13 protein-coding genes are annotated in these 16,049 nt (G+C 70.4%); 12 read left to right on the forward strand and 1 reads right to left on the reverse strand.

Annotation, left to right across the window (positions count from 1 at the left end):
• The first annotated feature begins 53 nt into the window (after positions 1-53).
• From AC4PMY_RS06925 to AC4PMY_RS06965, 9 genes are all read left to right on the forward strand, one after another.
• Positions 54-143: a potassium-transporting ATPase subunit F gene (locus AC4PMY_RS06925; protein WP_491622308.1), complete on the forward strand. Its 90-nt coding sequence runs from the start codon at positions 54-56 to the stop codon at positions 141-143.
• Positions 143-1,816, forward strand: a complete 1,674-nt coding sequence (gene kdpA / locus AC4PMY_RS06930) for a potassium-transporting ATPase subunit KdpA (protein ID WP_491622309.1) — start codon at positions 143-145, stop codon at positions 1,814-1,816. Before AC4PMY_RS06925 ends, kdpA begins: the two co-directional genes overlap by 1 nt.
• 94 nt (positions 1,817-1,910) lie before the next feature.
• A complete protein-coding gene (gene kdpB, locus AC4PMY_RS06935) occupies positions 1,911-4,076 on the forward strand; it encodes a potassium-transporting ATPase subunit KdpB (RefSeq protein WP_491622310.1) in 2,166 nt (721 codons plus the stop codon).
• Positions 4,077-4,109: 33 nt separating this feature from the next.
• Positions 4,110-4,718, forward strand: a complete 609-nt coding sequence (gene kdpC, locus AC4PMY_RS06940; RefSeq protein WP_175116948.1) for a potassium-transporting ATPase subunit KdpC — start codon at positions 4,110-4,112, stop codon at positions 4,716-4,718.
• A gap of 3 nt (positions 4,719-4,721) precedes the next feature.
• Positions 4,722-7,217: a sensor histidine kinase gene (locus AC4PMY_RS06945; protein WP_079001070.1), complete on the forward strand. Its 2,496-nt coding sequence runs from the start codon at positions 4,722-4,724 to the stop codon at positions 7,215-7,217.
• Positions 7,214-7,900 carry a response regulator gene (locus AC4PMY_RS06950; protein WP_064295031.1) on the forward strand — a complete coding sequence of 229 codons (687 nt, stop codon included), beginning with the start codon at positions 7,214-7,216 and terminating at the stop codon, positions 7,898-7,900. The genes AC4PMY_RS06945 and AC4PMY_RS06950 overlap by 4 nt, the downstream gene beginning before the upstream one ends.
• 154 nt (positions 7,901-8,054) lie before the next feature.
• Positions 8,055-8,507, forward strand: coding sequence for an SRPBCC family protein (locus tag AC4PMY_RS06955; RefSeq protein WP_071261699.1), 453 nt, complete (start codon positions 8,055-8,057; stop codon positions 8,505-8,507).
• The gene (locus AC4PMY_RS06960; protein WP_491622311.1) at positions 8,497-8,637 is read left to right on the forward strand and encodes a hypothetical protein; all 141 of its coding nucleotides are present in this window, start codon (positions 8,497-8,499) and stop codon (positions 8,635-8,637) included. Before AC4PMY_RS06955 ends, AC4PMY_RS06960 begins: the two co-directional genes overlap by 11 nt.
• A gap of 49 nt (positions 8,638-8,686) precedes the next feature.
• Entirely contained in the window at positions 8,687-9,922 is a 1,236-nt protein-coding gene (locus tag AC4PMY_RS06965; RefSeq protein ID WP_491622312.1) for an MFS transporter, read from the forward strand.
• A 55-nt stretch (positions 9,923-9,977) separates the two neighbouring features.
• Here AC4PMY_RS06965 and AC4PMY_RS06970 read toward each other — a convergent pair whose 3' ends face one another.
• Positions 9,978-11,432 (reverse strand): threonine/serine exporter family protein, encoded by a 1,455-nt coding sequence (locus AC4PMY_RS06970; protein ID WP_082915996.1) that lies wholly within the window; start codon positions 11,430-11,432, stop codon positions 9,978-9,980.
• Between the two features lie 146 nt (positions 11,433-11,578).
• On the opposite strand from AC4PMY_RS06970, the gene AC4PMY_RS06975 reads away from it, so the two are divergent.
• The 3 genes from AC4PMY_RS06975 (at position 11,579) to AC4PMY_RS06985 (ending at position 15,964) form a co-directional block, all read left to right on the forward strand.
• Positions 11,579-12,991 (forward strand): HNH endonuclease signature motif containing protein, encoded by a 1,413-nt coding sequence (locus AC4PMY_RS06975; RefSeq protein WP_491622313.1) that lies wholly within the window; start codon positions 11,579-11,581, stop codon positions 12,989-12,991.
• Positions 12,992-13,085: 94 nt separating this feature from the next.
• On the forward strand, positions 13,086-14,510 hold the full coding sequence (locus AC4PMY_RS06980; RefSeq protein ID WP_079003811.1) for an APC family permease: 1,425 nt from the start codon (positions 13,086-13,088) through the stop codon (positions 14,508-14,510).
• Positions 14,511-14,593: 83 nt separating this feature from the next.
• On the forward strand, positions 14,594-15,964 hold the full coding sequence (locus AC4PMY_RS06985; protein WP_064295036.1) for an LLM class flavin-dependent oxidoreductase: 1,371 nt from the start codon (positions 14,594-14,596) through the stop codon (positions 15,962-15,964).
• The last annotated feature ends 85 nt before the right edge of the window (positions 15,965-16,049 follow it).

The raw sequence follows: 16,049 nt of genomic DNA on the forward strand, positions 1-16,049 counted from the left end.
ATCATCGCCGTGTTCGCTCTGGTCGGCCTCGTCGCCCGGGGAGTGGAGAGACTGTGATCGTCTTCGAACTCCTCGCCGCCGTCCTGGCCGTCGCCGCCGTCGTGTACCTCGTGTACGCGCTCGCGAAACCCGAGAGGTTCTGATGCAGACCCTCTTCGCGATCCTGCAGGTCTCGACCCTCGTCCTGGTCCTCGTGCTCCTCTACCGTCCACTCGGTGAGTACCTCGCCCGGGTGTACACCTCCGGCAAGGACTCCGCCGTCGAGCGCGGCTTCTACCGCGTGATCGGTGTCGACGCCCGCTCCGAGCAGACCTGGCAGGCCTACCTCCGCGGGGTGCTCGCCTTCTCGCTCGTCGGCGTCCTCCTCGTCTACGCCCTCCAGCGTGCGCAGGCCGTCCTGCCCTTCGCGCTCGGCCTCCCGGCCGTCCCCGAGGGCCTGTCGTTCAACACGGCCGTGTCCTTCGTCACGAACACCAACTGGCAGTCGTACTCCCCCGAAGTCACGATGGGCTACACCGTGCAGCTCACGGGCCTCGCGGTGCAGAACTTCGTCTCCGCCGCCGTCGGCATCGCGGTCGCGATCGCCCTCGTCCGCGGGTTCGCGAGTCGCCGCAGCGGCACCATCGGCAACTTCTGGGTCGACCTCACCCGTGGCACCCTCCGCGTGCTGCTGCCGCTCTCCGTCGTCATGGCGGTCGTGCTGATCGCGGGCGGGACCATCCAGAACCTCAACGGCTTCACCGACGTCACGACCATCACGGGCGCGACGCAGACCATCCCCGGCGGACCGGTCGCCTCCCAGGAGGCCATCAAGCTCCTCGGCACGAACGGCGGCGGGTTCTTCAACGCGAACTCCGCGCACCCCTTCGAGAACCCGACCGCGTGGACGAGCCTCGTCCAGAACATCCTCATGCTCGCGATCCCGTTCTCCCTCCCGCGCACCTTCGGCCGCATGGTCGGCGACCACAAGCAGGGCTACACGATCCTCGCGGTCATGGGCGTCATCTTCCTCGCCTCGTTCTCGATCCTCACGGCGCTCGAAGCCCGCGGCCTCGGAGCGGCACCGATGGCCGCCGGCGGCGCGATGGAGGGCAAGGAGCAGCGTTTCGGCGTCTTCGCCTCGACGCTGTTCGGCTCGACCTCGACGCTCACCTCGACGGGTGCCGTCAACTCGATGCACGACTCCTACACGGCCCTCGGCGGCATGATGCCGATGATCAACATGATGCTCGGCGAGATCGCCCCCGGCGGCGTCGGCTCAGGCCTGTACGGCATGCTCGTGCTCGCCGTCATCGCCGTGTTCATCGGTGGGCTGCTCGTCGGCCGGACCCCGGAGTACCTCGGCAAGAAGATCGGCCCACGGGAGATCAAGCTCGCGAGCCTGTACATCCTCGTGACGCCGACCCTCGTGCTCGCCGGCACCGCACTGAGCTTCGCCATCCCCGGCGTCCGTTCGGATGTGGAGACGACGTCGATCTGGAACCCGGGCCTCCACGGCCTGTCCGAGGTCCTCTACGCCTTCACCTCCGCGTCGAACAACAACGGTTCCGCGTTCGCCGGTCTCACGGCGAACACCCCGTGGTTCAACACGGCGCTCGGCGTCGCGATGCTGCTCGGCCGCTTCGTCCCGATCGTGCTCGTCCTCGCGCTCGCCGGTTCGCTGGCTGCACAGGACCGGGTGCCGTCGACCGCCGGAACGCTCCCGACCAACCGGCCGCAGTTCGTCGGCCTCCTCACCGGTGTCGCCGTGATCATCACCGCACTCACGTACTTCCCCGTACTCGCGCTGGGTCCCCTGGCGGAAGGGCTGTCATGAGCCACGTCCACGACGCACACGCCGTGATCATCGCCGCACCCACCTCCTTCCCCGTACTCGCGCCAGGTCCCCTGGCGGAAGGGCTGTCATAACCATGTCCACCACGCACACGCTTCCCGCCCAGGCGGAACCCGAGCAGGAGCAGGACCACCACCACGAGCCCGCGAAGGCCGCCTTCGGTCCGGCACAGCTGCTCGCCGCGACCCCGGGCGCCTTCCGCAAACTCGACCCGCGGCTCATGGTCAAGAACCCGGTCATGTTCATCGTCGAGGTCGGCGCGGCACTGACGACCGTCCTCGCGATCGCCGAACCGTTCCTCGGTGGGGCGCAGGAATCCGGCGGCTCGGCCGTGCCGGCGTCGTTCACCTGGGGCATCGCGATCTGGCTGTGGCTCACGGTCGTCTTCGCGAACCTCGCGGAGTCCGTGGCCGAGGGCCGCGGCAAGGCGCAGGCCGACAGCCTCCGCAAGACGCGCACCTCGACCATGGCGAACCAGGTCACGGCCTACGACGCCTCGGCTGATCCGTCCGCGGAGCACGCCGCCATCGGCCAGGTCTCCTCGGCGGACCTCACCCTCGGCGACGTCGTCGTGGTGACCGCCGGCGAGCTCGTCCCGGGCGACGGCGACATCGTCTGGGGCATCGCCTCGGTCGACGAATCGGCGATCACGGGCGAGTCGGCCCCGGTCGTCCGCGAGTCCGGCGGCGACCGCAGTGCCGTCACGGGCGGAACCCGCGTGCTGTCCGACCGCATCGTCGTCCGCATCACCTCGAAGCCCGGCGAGACCTTCGTCGACCGCATGATCGGCCTCGTCGAGGGCGCGGCGCGGCAGAAGACGCCGAACGAGATCGCGCTCAACATCCTGCTCGCGAGCCTGTCGATCGTGTTCGTGGTCGTCGCGCTCACGCTCAACCCGATCGCCTCCTATGCGGCGGCTCCCGTCAGCGTCCCGGTCCTCATCGCCCTGCTCGTCTGCCTCATCCCGACGACCATCGGCGCCCTGCTCTCGGCCATCGGCATCGCCGGTATGGACCGACTCGTGCAGCGCAACGTGCTCGCGATGTCCGGCCGTGCGGTCGAGGCCGCCGGCGACGTCACGACCCTGCTGCTCGACAAGACCGGCACCATCACCTACGGCAACCGGCAGGCGGTCGAGTTCATCGCCCTCCGCGGCGTCACGCCGGAGGAGCTCGCGCAGGCCGCCGCCCGGTCCTCGCTCAGCGACCCGACGCCCGAGGGCAAGTCGATCGTCGACCTTGCGGCCGAGCGCGGCATCCACCTGGACGGGTCCGGGGCTGGCGAGATCGTCCCGTTCACCGCGCAGACCCGCATGAGCGGCCTCGACCAACCGGACGGCGTGCAGATCCGCAAGGGTGCCGGCTCAGCCGTACTGGCCTGGGTGGAGTCGTTCGGATCCCTCGCCGAGGCGACCCGCGCCGAGCTCCAGGAGCACGTCGAGGCGGTGTCCGCCGGCGGCGGCACCCCGCTCGTCGTCGCACAGACCGACACCACCGGCACCGCGCGGGTGCTCGGCGTCGTCCGCCTGAAGGACGTCGTGAAGGCCGGCATCGCGGAGCGGTTCGCCGAACTGCGCGCCATGGGCATCCGCACGGTCATGATCACGGGTGACAACCCCCTCACCGCCAAGGCGATCGCCGCCGAGGCCGGGGTCGACGACTTCCTGGCCGAGGCGACGCCCGAGCAGAAGCTCGAGCTGATCCGCAAGGAACAGGAGGGCGGCAACCTCGTCGCGATGACCGGTGACGGCACGAACGACGCTCCGGCGCTCGCGCAGGCCGACGTCGGTGTCGCGATGAACACGGGCACCTCCGCTGCGAAGGAGGCCGGCAACATGGTCGACCTCGACTCCGACCCGACGAAGCTCATCGACATCGTCCGGATCGGCAAGCAGCTGCTCATCACCCGAGGCGCTCTCACGACGTTCTCGATCGCGAACGACGTCGCCAAGTACTTCGCCATCATCCCCGCCATGTTTGCCGGAGTGTTCCCGGGGCTCGCACTGCTCAACATCATGCAGCTGCACTCCCCCGCGTCGGCGATCCTCTCGGCGATCATCTTCAACGCGATCATCATCGTGATCCTGATCCCGCTGGCCCTCCGCGGCGTGAAGTACCGACCGCTCAGCGCCTCGAAGGTCCTCAGCCGGAACCTCTTGATCTACGGGCTCGGTGGCGTGATCGCGCCGTTCATCGGCATCAAGCTCATCGACCTCGTCGTCACCCTGATCCCCGGCTTCTAGCCCCACCCAGCACACGAAAGCAGACAGATCATCATGAGTGCCTCCCGCAGCGGCATCGCCCAGTACTGGGTCGCCATCAGGGCCATGCTCGCCCTCACCGTCGTCCTCGGCGTCGGCTACCCCCTCATCGTCACCGGCATCGGGCAGGCGACGATGTCCTGGCAGGCGAACGGATCCGCCGTCACCGAGGGTGGCGAGACGGTCGGCTCGGCGCTCATCGGGCAGTCGTTCACCGACGCCGACGGCAAGCCGCTGCCGCAATGGTTCCAGTCGCGTCCGTCGGCGGCCGGCGACGGCTACGACGGTGGCGCGTCGAGCGGCAGCAACCTCGGGCCGGAGAACACCGACCTCGTCGCATCGATCGAGGAGCGCCGCGCGGCCATCGCCGCCTTCGAGGACGTCGATCCGTCGAGCATCCCCGCCGACGCGCTGACGGCCTCCGCGTCCGGCCTCGACCCGCACATCAGCCCGGCCTACGCACTGCTGCAGGTGCCCCGCGTCGCCGCCGAGCGCGGCCTCGACGAGGGTGAGGTCCGTGCCCTCGTCGAGCGCCTGACGCAGGGCCCCGACCTCGGCTACCTTGGGGAGTCCACGGTCAACGTCCTGCAGCTCAACCTCGCCGTGGCCCGACTGAACGGATAACCCATGCAGCGCGGACGACTCCGGGTGCTCCTCGGCGCGGCCCCCGGCGTCGGCAAGACGTACGCGATGCTCGAGGAGGGTCACCGTCTCGCCGCGGAGGGCGTCGACGTGGTCGTCGCGGTCGTCGAGACCCACGGCCGGGCCGCGACCGCCGCCCTGACGGAGGGGCTCGAGACCTTGCCGCGTCGGGGCGTCGAGCACCGGGGCGTGACGCTCGACGAGATGGACCTCGAGGCCGTCCTCGCGCGCCGCCCCGGACTCGCGCTCGTCGACGAACTGGCCCACACGAACGCCCCCGGCTCCACGAACGACAAGCGCTGGCAGGACGTCGAGGCCCTGCTCGCCGCCGGTGTCTCCGTGCTCTCGACGGTGAACATCCAGCACATCGAGTCGCTCAACGACGTCGTCCGGCAGATCACCGGGGTGCCGCAGCGGGAGACGATCCCCGACGCCGTGCTCCGGGCGGCCGACCAGATCGAACTCATCGACCTCGCTCCACAGGCCCTCCGCGACCGCCTCGCCGGCGGCCGGGTCTACCCGGCCGAGCGGATCGACGCCGCCCTGTCCAACTACTTCCGTCTCGGCAACCTCACGGCACTGCGCGAGCTGGCGCTGCTGTGGCTGGCCGACGAGGTCGATTCCGCCCTCCGCGACTACCGCGCCGAACACGGCATCGACAGCACCTGGGAGGCGCGTGAGCGGGTCGTCGTCGCCCTCACCGGCGGACCGGAGGGCGAGACCCTGCTCCGGCGCGGCGCCCGGATCGCAGCCCGCTCCTCCGGTGGTGAGCTCATCGCCGTGCATGTGACGACGCAGGACGGCCTCCGCACCGCGAACCCCGGCGCACTCGCGCAGCAGCGAGCGCTCGTCGACACCCTCGGCGGCACCTTCCACCAGGTCGTCGGCGACGACGTGCCTCGTGCGCTCGTGGACTTCGCGAAGGCGGCGAACGCGACGCAGCTCGTCATCGGCGTCAGCCGGCGCAGTCGCCTGTCCGCCGCGGTCACGGGGCCCGGCATCGGCAACACGGTCATCCGCGAGTCGGGCAACATCGACGTCCACATCGTCAACCACGAGGCGGCGGGCGGCCGGTTCCGACTGCCGAAGCTCGGCGGCGCCCTGAGCGCACGGCGCCACATCGCGGGCTTCGCGCTCGCGCTCATCGGCGGGCCGCTCGTCACCTGGCTCCTCCACCTCGCCCGCACCGAGGAGTCGATCACGAGCGAGGTGCTGTCGTACCAGCTGCTCGTCGTGCTCGTCGCGCTCGTCGGCGGGTTCTGGCCGGCGGTGTTCGCGGCCGTCCTGTCCGGGGTCACGCTCGACTTCGTCTTCGTCCAACCGCTCTACACCGTGACCATCGACGACCCGGCGCACCTCGTCGCGCTCGTGCTCTACGTCGTCATCGCGGTGATCGTGAGCGGGGTCGTCGACCTCTCGGCCCGGCGGGCTCGCACGGCCAGGCGCGCGGCCGCGGAGTCCGAGCTGCTCGCGACGGTCGCGGGCAGCGTGCTCCGCGGCGAAGGTGCCCTGCAGGCACTCGTCAGCCGGACCCGTGAGTCCTTCTCGCTCGCCGGGGTGCGCCTCGTCGCGGGTGAGCAGGTCCTCGCGGTCGACGGCGAACCGACCCGCGGAGGCGACTTCACGAGCATCCCGATCGGCACCCGTGCGGTGCTCGAACTGCACGGCGGGGTGCTCGCCGCCTCCGACCGCCGCCTGCTCGCCGTCATCGCGGCGCAGCTCGACGCCTCGCTCGAGCACACCGATCTGCGCGCCACCGCCCAGGAGGTCGGCCCGCTGGCCGCGACCGACCGGGTGCGGAGCGCGCTGCTCTCGGCGGTCAGTCACGACCTCCGGCGCCCCCTCGCCGCCGCGACCGCCGCCGTCACCGGACTGCGCGCGACCGACGTCGAACTCACCACGGCGGACCGCCGCGACCTCCTCGAAACCGCGGACGACAGCCTGCGCACGCTCGCGGCCCTCGTCACCAATCTGCTCGACGTCAGTCGCCTCCAGGCCGGTGTCCTCGCCGTGACCGTCGCACCGATCGACGTCGAGGACGCGATCCTGCCGGCCTTCGACGAACTCGGCATCGGCCCGCACGACGCCGAGCTCGATCTCGCACCCGAGCTGCCACCCGTCCTCGCGGACGCCGGCCTCCTCCAGCGCGTCATCGTGAACCTCCTGACGAACGCGCAGCGTTTCAGTCCCGACGACACCCCCGTCCGGATCGCGACGAGCGGGTTCCGCGACGCCGTCGAGATCCGCATCGTGGATCACGGCCCGGGTATCGCACCCGACCGGCGGGAGGACGTGTTCGTCCCCTTCCAGCGGCTCGGCGACACCGACAACCTCACCGGTCTCGGCCTGGGGCTCGCGCTGTCGAAGGGCTTCGTCGAGGGGATGGGTGGCACACTCGAACCGGAGGACACGCCGGGTGGGGGTCTCACCATGGTCGTTTCACTGCCGGCGGCACGTGATCAGGAGGGGAGCGCTCGATGAAGATCCTCATCGCCGACGACGACCCGCAGATCCTCCGGGCCCTGCGCATCACGCTCACCGCCCGCGGCTACGAGATCATCACGGCCGAGGACGGCACCGCCGCGCTCAACGCCGCGACGACGCACCGGCCCGACCTGTACCTGCTCGACCTCGGCATGCCCGGGCTCGACGGGCGGCAGGTGATCGAGGGCCTCCGCGGCTGGACCGACGCGCCGATCCTCGTGGTGTCCGGTCGTGCCGGCTCGACGGACAAGGTCGAGGCGCTCGACGCCGGAGCCGACGACTACGTGACGAAGCCGTTCGCGATCGACGAACTGCTCGCCAGGGTCCGAGCGCTCACCCGACGGGTCCCCGGTGCCGAGGCGGAACCCACCGTGCGGTTCGGCGACATCGTGGTCGACCTCGCCGCGAAGCAGGTCACCAGGCAGACTCCTGGCGCGTCCCCGGTCACCGTCCGCCTGACGCCGACGGAGTGGCAGGTGCTCGAGCTACTCATCCGGAACGCCGGCAAGCTCGTGACCCGACAGATGCTGCTCACGGAGATCTGGGGTCCGACACACGTGACCGACACCGGCTACCTGCGCCTCTACATCGCGCAGCTGCGGAAGAAGCTCGAGCCGGAGCCGGCCACGCCCCGCCATCTGCTCACCGAGGCCGGTATGGGGTACCGCTTCCAACTCTGAGCGAGGGCACGCGTCGCGACGGGCAGGGTAACAGGTTGCAGCGCCTGTGGCCATGCCCCCGGAATCGCAGCTTGCACGCGTACCGTCGCAGTCGCGTCCGGGTTTTCCGGACGAGACCCGTGCAGGTACCGCAGCACCAGAGAGGATGGCGCCCATGACGCAGATCATCGAAACCATCGACGTGGACGTTCCCGTCTCCGTCGCCTACAACCAGTGGACCCGCTTCGAGGACTTCCCGAAGTTCCTCGACGAGGTCGAGTCGATCACGCAGGTCACCGACACCCTCACCGAGTGGACGGTGAGCGTCGCCGGCCAGACCCGCACCTTCGAAGCGGAGATCACCGAGCAGCACCCGGACGAACGCGTCGCCTGGAACAGCACGGGCGGCGAGGCGGACCACGCCGGCGTCGTCACCTTCCACCGCCTGGAGGACGCCAAGACGCGCGTCACCGTGCAGCTGGACTGGGAGCCCAAGGGCCTCCTCGAGCACCTCGGTTCCGCCGTCGGTGTGGCCGGACATGCGGTGAAGAAGGACCTCGGCAACTTCAAGCAGCTCGTCGAGACCGAAGGTCAGACCGGTCAGGGATGGCGTGGCGATGTCGAATAACGGACCCGAGTCGGACGCGCAGCGCGCACACGACGACGACATCGAGCAGGCCGTGACGAAGCCCGAGGAGGTCGATCCCGAGACGGGGACCGACCCCGAAGGCGATCCCGTCGAGAACCCCTCGGGCTGATCCTCTGATTCCTGCCAGCCGGCAGTTCCACCGCCTCTAGGCTCGGAGCATGAGTGCTCGTGCCGGTCAGGCGAACCCCCGCCCCGCGCTGTCCGCCCCTCTTCGGCGGCGGCGCGGGGCGATCTTCGTCTTCATGCTCACCGTCGGGGTGGGCCTGTCGTCGTTCATCGTCCGCACGCCCGCGGTCCGCGACCTCGTGCACGCGAGCACCGCCGAGATGGGACTCATCCTCTTCGGGATCTCCGTCGGGTCGATGACGGGCATCCTGTCCTCTGCGGCCCTCGTCCGTCGGTTCGGTGCGCGTCGCCCGATCGTCATCGGCGGGGCCGCGTTCGTCATCGGGCTCGCCCTGCTCGCCCTCATGGCGGGTGCCGGGCAGGGCGTCGGCGTCTTCATCGGTCTGATCGGCATCGGCCTGGGCTTCGGCCTCGCCGAGATCGCGATCAACATCGAGGGGGCGATGATCGAGCAGCTGTCCGGACGGTCCATCCTGCCCGTGCTCCACGGCTGCTACAGCCTCGGCTCCGTCATCGGCTCGGTGGCCGGCATCGCGCTCACGGCGATCGCCTTCCCGGTGACGATCCATCTGCTGATCGTCGTGGCCGTGGCCCTCGCAGCGCTGCTGTGGGCGATCCCGAAGATTCCGTCCGAGACCGGGCGACAGGCGGACACGGGGGTCGGCTCCCCCGGCATCCGCGCGCAGCTCGCGGTGTGGCGACAGCAGCGCGTGATCTTCCTCGGACTCATCGTGCTCGCCCTCGCGCTGGCGGAGGGCGCCGCCGGCGACTGGTTGCCGCTGATCATGGTCGACGGACACGGAACCACGGCGGCCGTCGGATCGATCGTCTTCGCCGGCTTCGCTCTCGCCATGACGATCGGTCGTTTCGCCGGTGAACCGCTCCTCGCCCGCTTCGGCAAAGCCAACGTGCTGCGGGTGAGCGCTCTCGTATCGGCGGTCGGGATCGCGCTCGTCGTCTTCTCCGACAGTGTGCTCGTCGCGGGGCTCGCGGTCCTGCTGTGGGGGCTCGGTGCGGCGCTCGGCTTCCCGGTGACCCTCTCGGCGGCGGGTGAGAGCGACGATCCGACGACGACCGTCGGGGCGGTTGCCTCGGCCGGCTATGTCGCGTTCCTCGTCGGGCCGCCGCTGCTCGGGTTCCTCGGGGAGCACTTCGGTCTGCGCGGCGCGATGATCGTCGTGCTCGCCGTCGTCGTCCTGGCGTCGTTCCTGACGTCCGCGGCGAAGCCCCAGGCCCGGCAGCGGACGGCCTCGCCGACCGGTCCCTGAGCCGAACCCCGGCCCCTGAGCCGCGTCAACCGGTCCCTGAGCAACACCGCCCCGCTCAGCGCGGGTGGCGCTTGGAGCGCCGGATGTACCCGGGCAACAGCACGCGGCCGGAGACACCCGAGCGGCGCGCGAGGATCTCGCCGAAGGTGACGCCCGCGGCGAGCGCGAGGCCGGTGAGCCCCGCCTGCAGGAGCTGCTCGAAGCCCTCCGAACCCTGCTCACCGTTCACGAGGGCGAGCATGCCGCGGTAGATCGCGAGCCCGGGCAGCAGTGGGACGATCCCGCAGATCGTCAGGATGATCGCCGGGATCCGCAGCCGCGGGCCGAGCGCCTCCGCAGCGAACCCGATCACGAGTGCGGCGAGCGCACTGGCCGCCGCCGGGGCGACGCCGCTGCCGGAGACGAACACGAACACCGAGAACGCGATGGCGCCGGTCACGCCCGCGAAGAACGCCGCGCGGAGGGCCGCGTACGAGGCCATCGCCCAGGCTGCCGAGGCGACGGCCGCTCCGACGATCTGCACGGCGACCGGCCAGGGGCTCACGGGGAGGTCGAAGAGGACGAGCGAGATGCCGAGTCGTCGGGCGAGGTCGAGCACCCCACCGATACCGACGACGATCCCGATGGTGAGGAGCATCACCTCGACGAGGCGTCCGCTTGCGGTGACCGGGAACCCGTTGATCGCGTCGTCGGCCGCCCCGACGAGTGAAGCGCCGGCGAGGAGGACGACGATGCCGGACGCCACGATGAGGGCTGGGGGCAGCGCGGAGAGGTCCGCCGGGACGTAGGGGCTGAGGATGGAGATGAGGACGGCGACCGTCGTGGCGATGGCCGCTCCGGTGAGTTGGAGGAAGAAGACGGGCAGCTTCCAGACGTTCAGGGCCCGGAACGCGCTGTCGATGAGTGCCGTGGTGGCTGCGGCGAGCAGCATCGAGACCACGCCGCCGCCGAGGAGGACGGCGACGGCCGCGGCCATGGTCGACAGCAGCACGGTGATGAAGCCGCGACGGTAGGTGCGACGGGCGGTGAGGATGCGGTCGAGGTCGCGATGGGCGGTGCCGAGGCGGGCGTGCAGTTCGTCGAGCACCTCCGCCTCCTCGTCGCGGGCGACGTCGGTGACGGTCATGATCGGCTCGGAGCGACGGGTGATCCCTTCGGCGACCACGACGACCTTCGCGAGCCGGTCGAAGTCGGCTGCGGGCGAACGCACGACGCGCAGCACCGTGACCCCAGGTGACCGCTCGGACCCGTCGTGCGCGATGAGGATGGAGGTGAAGGTGAGGTCGACCTGGCATTCGAGGTCGAACGCGCGGCAGACCCGACGGATGGCGTCGGTGACCTCGGCCGCTGCGGCCCCGAGCGCGAGCATCGACTCACCGATCCGGCCGGCCAATTCGAGCACCTCGCGCACGGGCCGTTCGGCGTTGAGGCGGACGACCGCCTGCTCGTCGACACCCTCCGGCGCCGCTCCTCGGACTCCCCCGGCCAGCTGACTCAGCAGCGAACGCATACCCACCCGCTCATCGTACGAGCCACCGGTGACCGCGGTCTCGCCCTGGCGTTCCGCGGTCGCCTGTGCGAGGCCGCGGACTCGTCCTCACGGCCGGGATGCTCGTGATCATCTCGAATGTCAGTGGTCCATGGTGGACTGGGGTCATGACCGAGACCGCCATGATCCACGGCCCCGAGGCGCGTGAGCGCGAGGGGCACCCGGAGCATCCGAGCGATGCCTTCGCTGCTCGGATGGCGTCGTTCACCGACCGCTTCGTCGATCTCTCCAGGCGCCGCGCGGCACTCGACGCCGAGGAGGCGCAGCTGCTGGCCGAGGCCTTCTCCTCCGCCGACGCCACCGCGTCTGCGCTCGTCTCCACGAGCACCACCTCGACCGACGCCCGCGATCTCGCGAGGCGGTCGATGTGCGCGTCGCTCGCGATCGCCACGAGGATGTCCGAGCCGACGCTCCAGGCGCGGGTCGGCGACGCCGAGGCGCTCGTCCACCACGCACCCGCCGTGCTCGAGGCCCTCGCGCACGGTTCCATCAGCGGCGGTCACGCCCGCGCGATCACCGATGAGCTGCGCGACGTCCCGGTGGAGGGTCGCGCGGTGTTCCTGGAGCAGGTGCTGCCCGTCGCTCTCCGATCGACGACAGCACGCCTCCGGCAGCGCGCCAGGGTCGTTCGGGAACGGCTGCATCCCGAATCGATCACCGCCCGACGCACGCGCTCGATCACCGACCGCCGCGTCGAGCTCGAGGCTGCGGCCGACGGCATGGCCTGGCTGCACCTGTTCACCACGGCCCCGTTGGCGCACGCGATCAGGAACCGCCTCGACGCCGTCGCGGTCCCGGCGCGGATCGCCGGCGACTCCCGCACGCTCGCACAGCTGCGCGCCGACACCCTCGCGTCGCTCGCCGTCGCCGGCACGGTGAGCGACGACACAGGTCCCATCCCGGTCGACCCGGAGACGACCGGGACGTTCACGTGGCTCCCCGGTTCCGCACCGCTCGACGACGCCGCCAGGGTCGCGGAGGAGGCGGTCGCCGCCGGGGCCGACCCCCTGCTCGCCGAGCCCGTCGGCATCGAGGCCCGCATCCGGGCCACCGTCCAGATGACCGTCCCGGCGCTGTCCACCCTCGGCGTCACCGACGAACCCGGCGTGCTCGACGGCTACGGCCCGATCGACCCCGACACCGCCGCCCGACTCGCGGTCACCGCGCCCTCGATGACCCGCATCCTCACCCAACCGGAAACGGGAGCCGTCGTGTCCGTCGGACGCGAGCAATACCGGGTCCCGGCCGACCTGGCGCGTGCCGTCCGCCTGCGAGACACCACGTGTCGGGCTCCGGGCTGCGGACGAGCCGCCAGGAACTGCGACCTCGACCACTCGATCGCCTGGCAGGACGGCGGCACGACAGCGGTCGACAACCTGGCCTGTCTCTGCCGACATCATCACCGACTGAAACACCTGCCGGGCTGGAACCTCGAGCACCACCCCGGCGGCATCCTCACCTGGACCACACCCGACGGCCGACGACACGAGACGAGACCCGAGCTCGCCGAGACCGGGTGAGTGCGAGCGCGCCGGACGATCCTCGCGCCCACGGTTACCATGGATACCCGTGACCAACCGCCGACTCCCGCTCCTCGCGCAGCTGCGCCGGCGCATGCCACTCGTCCGACTCGGGACGGATCCCGCCGAGTCGGGGACGTCGCTCCGCCGATCGCTCGGCGTCTGGCAGCTCACGATGATCAGCGTCGGCGCGACGCTCGGCACCGGGATCTTCGTCGTCCTCGGCACCGCCGTCCCGCTCGCCGGACCCGCCGTCTGGATCGCGTTCGCGGTCGCCGGGCTCGCGGCACTCCTGTCGGCCCTGTCCTACGCCGAGATGGCCGGTTCGGTGCCGGTCTCCGGATCCAGCTACTCCTACGCCTACGCGACCATGGGTGAGGGCGTCGCCTGGGTGTGCGGTTGGTGCCTCGTGCTCGAGTACGGGGTCTCCGTCGCCGCGGTGGCCGTCGGTGCCGGGCAGTACGTGAACGAGGCGCTCGCGGTCTTCGGCCTGGGACTGCCGCCGGCACTCGCGAACCCGATCGGCGTCGCCGACGGACTGATCAACCTGCCGGCCGCGGCCCTCGTCCTGCTCGCGATGCTCCTGCTCGTCCGCGGCGCGAAGGACAGTGCCTGGGCGAACACGATCATGGTGTTCGTGAAGCTCGCCGTGCTGCTCGTCTTCGTCGTCATCGCGTTCTCGGCGTTCTCGCTCGGCAACTTCGAACCGCTCGCACCCATGGGGGTCGCCGGTGTCGCGGCAGCCTCCAGCCGGCTGTTCTTCTCCTACATCGGGTTCGATGCGGCATCGACCGCCGGCGATGAGGCGACGAACCCGCGTCGCGACCTGCCGCGCGCGATCATCCTGTCGATGGTGATCGTCACCGCCGTCTACATCCTCGTCGCCATCGCCGCGATCGGCGCCCGGCCGTGGACCGCCTTCGCGGACGACGAGTCGGCGTTCGTCGGCATCCTCACCGAGATCACCGGACAGCCGATCGTCGCGCTCTTCTTCTCCATCGGCGCGGTCATCGCGATCGCGAGCGTGGTGCTCACCGTCTACTACGGGCAGACGCGCATCCTGTACCGGATGGCGCAGGACGGCATGGTGCCACGGGTGTTCTCGCGCGTCGGTCGCCGCAGCGGGACGCCCGTCGCCGGGACCGTCATCGTCGGAGCGGTCGTCGCGGTGGTCGCCGCCCTCATCCCCCTCGGCGAGCTCGCCGACGCCACGAGCATCGGCACGCTGTTCGCGTTCGCCCTCGTGAACCTCTCCGTCATTCTGCTGCGTCGCCTGCGCCCCGACCTCGACCGCAGCTACTCCGTCCCGCTGTTCCCGGTGGTCCCCGCGCTCGGCATCGTCATGTGCCTCGGGCTGATGGTGTCGCTCGGCGGGACGACCTGGATCGTGTTCCTCATCTGGATGCTCGTCGGCGCGGCGCTCTACCTCGGGTACGGACGCCGGCACTCGACGGTCGGCGCCCTCAGCGACGAGGAGTACGCCGAGGCGATCGCGGCGGAGGACACGTCGCAGAGGTGATGTCCGGGGCCTAGATGACGCCCTGTTACGCGAGGGGCCGATTGCCAGGCGACGTCCGGGACTCGTGATGCAGGATCGTGCGTATGACCCGACAGATCCGATTCAACGCCTTCGACATGAACTGCGTCGCCCACCAGGCATCGGGGATGTGGCGTCATCCCGACGACCGCTCGAGCACCTACAAGGACCTCTCCTACTGGACGGACCTGGCGCAGCTGCTCGAGCGCGGCAACTTCGACGGCATCTTCATCGCCGACGTCCTCGGCACCTACGACGTCTACGGCGACAGCAACGAGGCCGCGATCCGCAACGGCGCGCAGGTGCCGGTGAACGACCCGATCCTGCTCGTGTCGGCGATGGCCGCGGTCACGAAGCACCTCGGCTTCGGCGTCACCGCCGGCACCGCGTACGAGCACCCGTACCCATTCGCGCGGCGCATGTCGACGCTCGACCACCTGACCAAGGGGCGGGTCGGCTGGAACGTCGTCACCGGATACCTGCCGAGTGCGGCGCGCAACATGGGGCACGACGACCAGCTCGAACACGACGAGCGGTACGACGTCGCCGACGAGTACCTCGAGGTCCTCTACAAGCTGTGGGAGGGCTCGTGGGAGGACGACGCCGTCGTGCGCGACCGCGAGACGGGCGTGTTCACCGACCCCACGAAGGTCCACGAGATCGGGCACTTCGGCAAGCACTACACGGTGCCCGGCATCCACCTGTCCGAGCCGTCCACGCAGCGGACGCCGGTCATCTACCAGGCCGGTGCGTCGCCGCGCGGCATCCAGTTCGCCGCGGGCAACGCGGAGGCGATCTTCGTCGGTGCGTCGACGAAGGCGGGCTTGAAGGCGACGGTCGGCCGCATCCGCGACGCCCTGGAGGCCGCCGGTCGCGACCGGTACTCGGCGAAGATCTACACGCTGCTCACGATCATCACCGACGAGACGAGCGAGAAGGCTCAGGCGAAGCACGAGGACTACCTGCAGTACGCGTCGCAGGAGGGTGCGCTCGTGTTCATGTCGGGCTGGATGGGCATCGACCTGTCGCAGTACGACCCGGAGGAGCCGATCGGCAACGTGAAGAGCAACGCCATCCAGTCGGCGGTCGCCAACTACCAGGCGGCCAACGAGGAGGGTGGCGAGTTCAAGGTGAAGGACATCGCGCGCATGGGGGCGATCGGAGGGCTCGGTCCGCGGATCGTCGGCAGTGCGTCGGAGATCGCCGACACCCTGCAGGAGTGGGTGGAGGAGACCGACGTCGACGGCTTCAACCTCGCCTACGCGATCACGCCCGGCACCTTCGAGGACATCGTCGAGTTCGTCATCCCCGAGCTGCGTCGTCGTGGCGCCTACCCCGAGGAGTACGTCGAGGGCAGCCTCCGCCACAAGCTCCACGGCCGTGGTGACCGTCTCCCCGAGGAGCACACCGGCGCCCGCTACCGCTACACGAGCTGACTCCCCCGGCCTCTGCGCCTCAACCACCCCGGCCCCTGAGCCCCACCTCGGTCCCTGAGCCTGTCGGAGGGCCCACGAGCACACC

The sequence above is a fragment of the Plantibacter sp. MDV22-iso1 genome, assembly GCF_058408345.1.

Bases quoted from the DNA above. Each gene is read 5' to 3' on its own strand.
- kdpC (WP_175116948.1), top strand. From the start codon at position 4,110: ATGAGTGCCTCCCGCAGCGGCATCGCCCAGTACTGGGTCGCCATCAGG.
- AC4PMY_RS06985 (WP_064295036.1), top strand. From the start codon at position 14,594: ATGACCCGACAGATCCGATTCAACGCCTTCGACATGAACTGCGTCGCC.
- AC4PMY_RS06950 (WP_064295031.1), top strand. From the start codon at position 7,214: ATGAAGATCCTCATCGCCGACGACGACCCGCAGATCCTCCGGGCCCTG.
- AC4PMY_RS06980 (WP_079003811.1), top strand. From the start codon at position 13,086: ATGCCACTCGTCCGACTCGGGACGGATCCCGCCGAGTCGGGGACGTCG.
- kdpA (WP_491622309.1), top strand. From the start codon at position 143: ATGCAGACCCTCTTCGCGATCCTGCAGGTCTCGACCCTCGTCCTGGTC.
- AC4PMY_RS06960 (WP_491622311.1), top strand. From the start codon at position 8,497: ATGTCGAATAACGGACCCGAGTCGGACGCGCAGCGCGCACACGACGAC.
- AC4PMY_RS06965 (WP_491622312.1), top strand. From the start codon at position 8,687: ATGAGTGCTCGTGCCGGTCAGGCGAACCCCCGCCCCGCGCTGTCCGCC.
- AC4PMY_RS06945 (WP_079001070.1), top strand. From the start codon at position 4,722: ATGCAGCGCGGACGACTCCGGGTGCTCCTCGGCGCGGCCCCCGGCGTC.
- kdpB (WP_491622310.1), top strand. From the start codon at position 1,911: ATGTCCACCACGCACACGCTTCCCGCCCAGGCGGAACCCGAGCAGGAG.
- AC4PMY_RS06955 (WP_071261699.1), top strand. From the start codon at position 8,055: ATGACGCAGATCATCGAAACCATCGACGTGGACGTTCCCGTCTCCGTC.
- AC4PMY_RS06975 (WP_491622313.1), top strand. From the start codon at position 11,579: ATGACCGAGACCGCCATGATCCACGGCCCCGAGGCGCGTGAGCGCGAG.
- AC4PMY_RS06970 (WP_082915996.1), bottom strand. From the start codon at position 11,432: ATGCGTTCGCTGCTGAGTCAGCTGGCCGGGGGAGTCCGAGGAGCGGCG.